The sequence below is a fragment of the Citrobacter sp. XY323 genome (genome assembly GCF_025106035.1).
Taxonomy (GTDB): Bacteria; Pseudomonadota; Gammaproteobacteria; order Enterobacterales; family Enterobacteriaceae; genus Citrobacter; species Citrobacter braakii.
The window spans coordinates 635,738-642,944 of the sequence record NZ_JANYUK010000004.1 but is presented as its reverse complement, the minus strand read 5'-3'; the positions used below and the strand labels follow the sequence as shown (position 1 = coordinate 642,944).

Below are 7,207 nucleotides of genomic sequence, written 5' to 3'. Positions count from 1 at the left end.
TGGGGCTATAGCTCAGCTGGGAGAGCGCTTGCATGGCATGCAAGAGGTCAGCGGTTCGATCCCGCTTAGCTCCACCAAAATTTAAACCCTCGCTGAAAAGCGGGGGTTTTTTGTTTCTGCATCCTGCCAGTTCTTACTCTTTATCTCTTTGGTTTGCTGAATCGCAGGCATAAAAAAACCGGGGAGAATATGAATCTCCCCGGTCTTATCACTGCGACGTTGTCTTACACTTACAGCACCAGTGCGGCGATAGATGCGGACAGTACGCTCACCAGCGTAGAGCCGTACACCAGCTTCAGACCAAAGCGAGAAACCACGTTACCTTGCTCTTCGTTCAGGCCTTTAATCGCACCGGCGATAATACCGATGGAAGAGAAGTTAGCGAAGGAAACCAGGAACACGGACAGGATGCCTTCTGCGCGCGGGGAGAGCGTAGCGGCGATTTTCTGCAGATCCATCATCGCAACGAATTCGTTGGAAACCAGTTTAGTCGCCATGATACTGCCCACCTGCAGCGCTTCGCTGGACGGCACACCCATCACCCATGCAACCGGGTAGAAGATGTAACCCAGGATGCCCTGGAAGGAGATGCTGTAGCCAAACCAACCGGTCACGGTGGCGAACAGGGCGTTCAGGGCAGCGATCAGTGCGATGAAACCAATCAGCATCGCCGCAACGATAATTGCCACTTTGAAACCAGCCAGAATGTATTCACCCAGCATTTCGAAGAAACTCTGGCCTTCGTGCAGGTTAGACATCTGGATATTTTCTTCGCTGGCATCAACGCGGTAAGGGTTGATCAGCGACAGCACGATAAAGGTGCTGAACATGTTCAGAACCAGCGCCGCAACCACGTATTTCGGTTCCAGCATGGTCATGTAGGCGCCGACGATAGACATGGAAACGGTCGACATCGCCGTTGCTGCCATGGTGTACATACGGTTGCGAGACATTTTACCGAGAATATCTTTATAGGCGATAAAGTTCTCAGACTGACCCAGGATCAGAGAGCTGACGGCGTTGAAGGATTCCAGTTTGCCCATACCGTTTACTTTGGATAACAGGAAACCAATCGCGCGGATGATTACCGGCAGTACGCGGATATGCTGCAAAATACCGATCAGGGCGGAGATGAAGACGATCGGGCAAAGCACTTTCAGGAAGAAGAATGCCAGGCCTTTATCGTTCATGCTACCGAAGACAAAGTTTGTCCCTTCATTAGCAAACCCGAGCAGTTTCTCAAACATCTCGGAGAAGCCTCTCACGAAGCCCAGACCGACATCAGAGTTCAGGAAGAACCATGCCAGTAACACTTCGATAACAAGCAATTGAATAACATAACGAATGCGGATTTTTTTACGGTCACTGCTTACCAGCAGTGCGAGTACCGCAACCACGGCAAGGGCCAGGACAAAATGAAGAACGCGGTCCATATTTGCTCCAAATATGAGGCAGGTTTAGTTTTCGTGCACATTCTATGTAACAACCATAAAGAAAACGAGATCAAACACACACTATAATAAGGACCTGTGACGAGATTCAAAATTAGTGATCGGTGATACACTTCCGTTATGTTTAGTATGGAAGTGAAAAGTTATGTCATTGTGCTATTCTCATAACAATAATTAAACATCTCGCCGGTATTTCCAGAATCCTTATCGATCCATAGACAAACGCTATCAGAGAAATCAACGTCACCCATTAAAATGAATTTGATAATCATTCTCAGTAGGCGTAGCTTGAAATATAGCAAAGGCTATGTTTCTGAGGCACTAAAATGACTAACGATCGCGTTGAGAGTGGCAGTGGGCGGGCAGCGCGCAAGTTGAAGCTCGCATTAATGGGACCTGCGTTCATTGCGGCGATCGGCTATATCGATCCGGGTAACTTCGCCACCAATATCCAGGCAGGGGCCAGCTTTGGTTATCAATTGCTGTGGGTGGTGGTCTGGGCAAACCTGATGGCGATGCTGATTCAGGTGCTGTCGGCAAAACTCGGCATTGCTACGGGTAAAAACCTGGCGGAGCAAATTCGCGATCACTATCCTCGCCCGGTGGTGTGGTTCTACTGGGTGCAGGCAGAAATTATCGCTATGGCAACAGACCTTGCTGAGTTTATTGGCGCTGCGATTGGCTTCAAACTGATCCTCGGCGTTTCCTTATTGCAAGGGGCCGTACTCACCGGTATCGCGACGTTCTTAATTCTGATGCTGCAGCGTCGCGGTCAAAAACCGCTGGAAAAGGTGATTGGCGGCCTGCTGCTGTTTGTGGCCGCGGCTTACATTGTGGAGCTGGTTTTTTCCCAACCGAACTTTGCGCAGCTTAGTAAGGGAATGGTGATCCCAAGCCTGCCTAATTCCGAAGCGGTGTTCCTGGCCGCTGGGGTACTCGGTGCGACTATCATGCCGCACGTCATTTATCTGCACTCTTCCTTAACTCAGCATTTGCACGGCGGAACACGCCAACAGCGCTATGCGGCCACTAAATGGGATGTGGCTATCGCCATGACGATTGCCGGATTTGTCAATCTGGCGATGATGGCGACGGCTGCCGCTGCATTTCATTTTAGCGGGCATACCGGTATTGCCGATCTCGATCAGGCGTATCTGACACTTGAACCGTTGTTGAGTCACGCTGCAGCGACGGTGTTTGGTTTAAGCCTGGTGGCTGCGGGACTCTCTTCTACCGTGGTCGGTACGCTGGCGGGGCAGGTGGTGATGCAAGGGTTTATCCGTTTTCACATTCCGCTATGGGTACGCCGTACCGTCACCATGATGCCATCATTTATTGTAATTCTGATGGGATTGGATCCGACCCGTATTCTGGTGATGAGTCAGGTGTTGCTCAGTTTTGGTATCGCGCTGGCGCTGGTGCCGCTGCTGATCTTCACCAGCGACAGTAAGCTGATGGGGGATCTGGTCAATCGTCGTTGCGTTAAACAGATTGGCTGGGTCATTGTGATACTGGTCGTGGCGCTCAATCTCTGGCTACTGGCAGGCACGGCGATGGGGCTATAATCAACCGTGACTCGCGACGGGTCACGGTTTTAATTGAGCTTTTCCTCTATTATGTGCCCTGCATAATTAACTGGCAGGCGTTCATGAATCACTTTGATCTCTCTTTCCTGAAATATCTCCAGGACAACAGTCCGCTCCCCGTTGAAGAGGCTGTCGAGCGTTTCGGTAAAACGCTCTCCACGCTAAAACGGACAATGAAAGAGCTCAATGAACTTCTGCCAGAAAATGTCCAGCTACATCAGGATAATCAGTTTATTACCACCCGGATTGGCTACAGCGAATACCGACAGTTTTTAGCGCGCGTCCAGTTTAATCGCTATATCACTACGGCAGAAGAGAGGGTGAAGGATCTCTTTGTGGCGCTCTGTTTGCACGATGTGGTGAATAAAAATGATTATTACAAAAAATTTTATGTCAGCGCGGGAACGGTAAAAAATGATAATCCCGTCATGATGAGCCTGGTGCAGGAACGCGATCTGATTGTGCAAAGTATCCCGCGTAAGGGCTCCCGGCTTGCGGGGGATGAGTTCCAGCTGCGGCTGGCGGCGTGCATGACGATATTAAAAACGGTCGAAATTGGTGAGGATCACCGACTTATCGCCCACCAGGCCAATGAGCCGACAGGCCGTTCGATTGCCGAACAGTTTCTTCATCAGTGTGCTGCAGAGATAAACCAGGCGGCAGACTATTACGAAGATAAAATCAGTCCGGTCATCGCCTTGGGATATAACGGCAGAAAATACTTACTGGTCTATCTTAGCCTTGCCCTGCACCGTATCCGCAGGGGACACAGAATTACGGAGAGTTCGGCGGCTGAGTTTTTGACAACCTTTCCTTATGCCGTATTGCCTGATGCGGATGAAAATATCTGTCTGGATCTGCTGATTGCTTCACTGACGTTTACTCATCGCCCCTTCACATTATACGACGCCCGGCTGGTCTCTTACGTTAAGCGCACCTGTCACGCTTTAGCCGGATGTCTGGAGAACACCATTCACAATCAGCACGCCTGGTTTGCGGAGATTTATAATTTTATCTATGCCGCCATCATCCAGAATAAATTTCATCTCTGGTTCGATGATAAAAAGCTCCATGATGTCCAGCGACGCTATCCTGAGCTATGGGATCATGTCCAGTATGCGGTGAAGGAGATTGAACATCACTGGCAAACGACCTTTTCTGCTATTCACCTGGCAACCCTGGTGCTGATTATCAAAAAGTATGCGCTCAAAAATCGGGTTGTTGGCGATAAGAAAAAGCGGGTCATTATTGTGACGAACTCGTCAGAGAGTAAGGTCGGCTATTTTAAAGAGATGCTTTTCTCCCGCTTCCATATTGAAATCCCCGCCTGCATCAACATCAACGAGATTGCGCGGCTTCAGCAGCTCGAATTCGACCTGCTGATTACCTTTACAAACAAGATATCGAGTCATCTCCGCTACGCAGGGCTGGATTATGTCAAAGTGAATTTCTGGCTCACGCAGGACGATCTCCTGTTATTACGCGAAAATGGACTTCCCTCCGCGCGCAAAAAAATACCTGCTGAGGACTTTATTCAGCAGGTTCAGGGAATGAGCCAGGAGGCGTTAAAAATTTTTCTTGATACGCATTACAGTGATATTTTTATTTAGCCAGAGGTTGCGAAACGCCGCGACACCAGACGGCTTCCAGGTTTAACTCTGCACCCAACACGAGAATATCGGCATCTTTTCCTGACGTCAGGCTGCCTTTTCTCGCGTCAACACCCGCCAGGATTGCCGGATTAAGGCAGGCAATCTGCGCGGCTGAAACCCAGCCTTTTTCCAGCCTGTCGACCACATTTTTCACGGAGTCCAGAAAGCTCATCTCCAGTTTGCACACTTCGGACCACTCCGTGGGTGAAACCGTTCGGGTCTTTCCGCTGTGGTCGGTGATTTCAAGACAATGATTGTGAATGCGAAACGTCTCCTGGCGCAGGTAATGGTGGAATTCAGATCCTTCGGGAAAATCCACATATCCCAGACAATCGCTGACCATGACCAACCGGCGATCTTTTTTCAACCGATAGAGAATGTCGAACACTTCTGGTCGCAACGTAATCCCGCTCTGCTTTGCCACCTCGGCATACGTATTCTGATGGTACATCAGCGCCCCCACCACGCCAGGCTCCCGGTGATGCAGCCCGCGCATGGCGCTAAAGGCATGGGTAAAGTGGGTTAAACCGGCTTCAATGGCGAGGGTGGTTTCATCAAAGGTGGCGTCGGTATGACCGGCTGACACGGTGACGCCTGACTGGCGTAAATAGCGGATTAGCGCCAGGGCGCCCGGCAGTTCAGGTGCGAGCGTCATCAGACGGATATTTCCCCTCGCGGCGTGCTGATAGCGTTTGAATCCTTCGATACCGGGTGGTTGAATCGCGTCCTTGCTCTGCATTCCGCTGTATGCAGGGTTAATAAAGGGGCCTTCCATATGAATACCCACCGCTTCGGCACCATCTTCCGCTTTTGCGTCTGCAATCCAGTCTGCGGCGGTGGAAAGACTCTCCAGCAAGAACGTTTCCGACTGGGTGGCTGATGTTGCAAGCCACGCGGTAACCCCGGCGTTAACCAGATCCCGGCTCATCGCCTGCAAAGAACGGCGTTCACCTCTCCAGGCAAACGACCCTCTCCCCCAGCCGTGAACGTGAATATCCACAAAACCGGGCATCAGCATGGCATGGCGATAATCGACGATTTTTCCTCGCGGTGTACTGTCGAGGCCAGAAATACGTCCGCTTTCAATATGCAGATAGCCGCTTTCGATTCCATTCGGGGTGACAATGCGTTCACTTGCCAGAGAAAGCAGGGGATCAGCCATTGTCTTTCTCCCATACGCGAGCGGCCGTTTCCTCGGCGATTTCTGCGCAAAGGCCGATGTAGTGAGCAGGATCCAGCAGCGTATTAATTTCTGAGTCGCTAAAGTGCTGGCGAATAAGAGGGTCATCACGCAGCACATCAGCGTAGGGGATGCCTTCATGCGTGCTGCGCATTGCCAGTTGGTAGACGCGTTCATGTGCGGCATCTTTGCCCAGCCTTTCCACCAGCTGCATCATGATTTTTTCGCTATTAATAAGACCATGCGTTAACTGCACATTCTGGCGCATACGCCCAGGATTGATGACCAGCGTTCGCGTCAACTCTTCGGCTCGCATCACAATCTCAGCCATTAGCTCCATACTCTCCTGGATATTACCGTCAAAGATAAAGTAAGCGGAGCTGTCTGCTTCGAAGGGACGTGGGCTGACATACAGGCAGGAGGTCATTACTGAGTACAATTTCTGCGCGTTGGCGATGATCCCCTTCGCCAGTTTAGGATTCACTTTTTGCGGCATGGTGCTGCTGCCAACGGTGCCTTTAGTGAAGGCTTCTGAAACTTCGGCAAACTCTTCACTTGAGGTCTGATAAACCTCTTCGGCTATTTTGTGTAACGTCGTCGCCAGCAGGCACAAATTACTGATGTATTCAGTGCGGTAAATGCGCGAGTTGCGGGAGGGAATCGCCATTGAATGCATTCCCAGCTTTTGGGCAACGCTATCCTGAACCCGGCGGCCGGTTTCACCGGTCGCGTGGAAGGCGCCCACGGCTCCCCCCATCATCACGGTAAAGACGCGTTTTTCCGCTTCCCGCATGCGCTGCTGGGCGCTCAGTAACTCATCAATCCACACGGCGGCTTTATAGCCCCAGGTGATGGGCAGCGCGTGCTTACCGTGGGTACGTCCGGCCATAATCGTTGCTTTATGGTCAGATGCCATCTTTGCCAGGTTACGCAGTATATCGTCCACAAAACCCTGCATGATGGTATCGAACTGCTTTGCCAGATAAAGCTGTGCGGTTTGCTGAATATTCTGCGTGGTGACGCCGTAATGCACGTATTTTCCGCTTTCACTGTCACAGGCTTTGACCAGTACTTTGATGACCGGAACGAAGCCGTGACCAATCTCGCGCAGCAGGCGTTCCATTTCCGTCAGGTCAATCTTATCCACGTGGCAGTTAGCGGTAATATTGACAGCGGCGCTGGCGGGGATCATGCCGTGTCCGGCCTGAGCCTGAGCCAGGGCGGCTTCAACATCGAGCCATGACTGTACCCGTGCTGGCTGCGCGAGGAGAGATTTCATTCCTCGATCGTCGATCGTTTTGCTTTTTGAATCATACAGTGCACGCATTACTATCTCCT

Annotated in this window: 5 protein-coding genes and 1 tRNA gene; 3 read left to right on the top strand and 3 right to left on the bottom strand. The window is 51.1% G+C overall.

Features of this window, described 5'->3' with window-relative positions; all coding sequences use genetic code 11:
• Position 1: 1 nt before the first annotated feature.
• Positions 2-77 (top strand) — tRNA-Ala (locus N0B36_RS09465).
• Positions 78-230: 153 nt separating this feature from the next.
• Here the strand turns inward: N0B36_RS09465 and nupC are convergent.
• Positions 231-1,433 (bottom strand): nucleoside permease NupC, encoded by a 1,203-nt coding sequence (gene nupC / locus N0B36_RS09460; RefSeq protein WP_016153912.1) that lies wholly within the window; start codon positions 1,431-1,433, stop codon positions 231-233.
• A 344-nt stretch (positions 1,434-1,777) separates the two neighbouring features.
• On the opposite strand from nupC, the gene N0B36_RS09455 reads away from it, so the two are divergent.
• Together N0B36_RS09455 and N0B36_RS09450 are read left to right on the top strand one after the other, a co-directional pair.
• Positions 1,778-3,016: an Nramp family divalent metal transporter gene (locus N0B36_RS09455; RefSeq protein ID WP_259687136.1), complete on the top strand. Its 1,239-nt coding sequence runs from the start codon at positions 1,778-1,780 to the stop codon at positions 3,014-3,016.
• Between the two features lie 83 nt (positions 3,017-3,099).
• Positions 3,100-4,647: a hypothetical protein gene (locus tag N0B36_RS09450; RefSeq protein WP_153690165.1), complete on the top strand. Its 1,548-nt coding sequence runs from the start codon at positions 3,100-3,102 to the stop codon at positions 4,645-4,647.
• On the opposite strand, the gene N0B36_RS09445 is transcribed toward N0B36_RS09450, so the two are convergent.
• Positions 4,640-5,851 carry an N-acetylglucosamine-6-phosphate deacetylase gene (locus N0B36_RS09445; protein WP_200046902.1) on the bottom strand — a complete coding sequence of 404 codons (1,212 nt, stop codon included), beginning with the start codon at positions 5,849-5,851 and terminating at the stop codon, positions 4,640-4,642. The two genes, N0B36_RS09450 and N0B36_RS09445, sit on opposite strands and share 8 nt — an antisense overlap.
• Positions 5,844-7,196 (bottom strand): adenylosuccinate lyase family protein, encoded by a 1,353-nt coding sequence (locus N0B36_RS09440; protein ID WP_049281513.1) that lies wholly within the window; start codon positions 7,194-7,196, stop codon positions 5,844-5,846. The genes N0B36_RS09445 and N0B36_RS09440 overlap by 8 nt, the downstream gene beginning before the upstream one ends.
• Positions 7,197-7,207: the final 11 nt, after the last annotated feature.

Coding starts and splice junctions, on each gene's coding strand:
- nupC (WP_016153912.1), bottom strand. CDS start 1,433: ATGGACCGCGTTCTTCATTTTGTCCTGGCCCTTGCCGTGGTTGCGGTA.
- N0B36_RS09455 (WP_259687136.1), top strand. CDS start 1,778: ATGACTAACGATCGCGTTGAGAGTGGCAGTGGGCGGGCAGCGCGCAAG.
- N0B36_RS09450 (WP_153690165.1), top strand. CDS start 3,100: ATGAATCACTTTGATCTCTCTTTCCTGAAATATCTCCAGGACAACAGT.
- N0B36_RS09445 (WP_200046902.1), bottom strand. CDS start 5,851: ATGGCTGATCCCCTGCTTTCTCTGGCAAGTGAACGCATTGTCACCCCG.
- N0B36_RS09440 (WP_049281513.1), bottom strand. CDS start 7,196: ATGCGTGCACTGTATGATTCAAAAAGCAAAACGATCGACGATCGAGGA.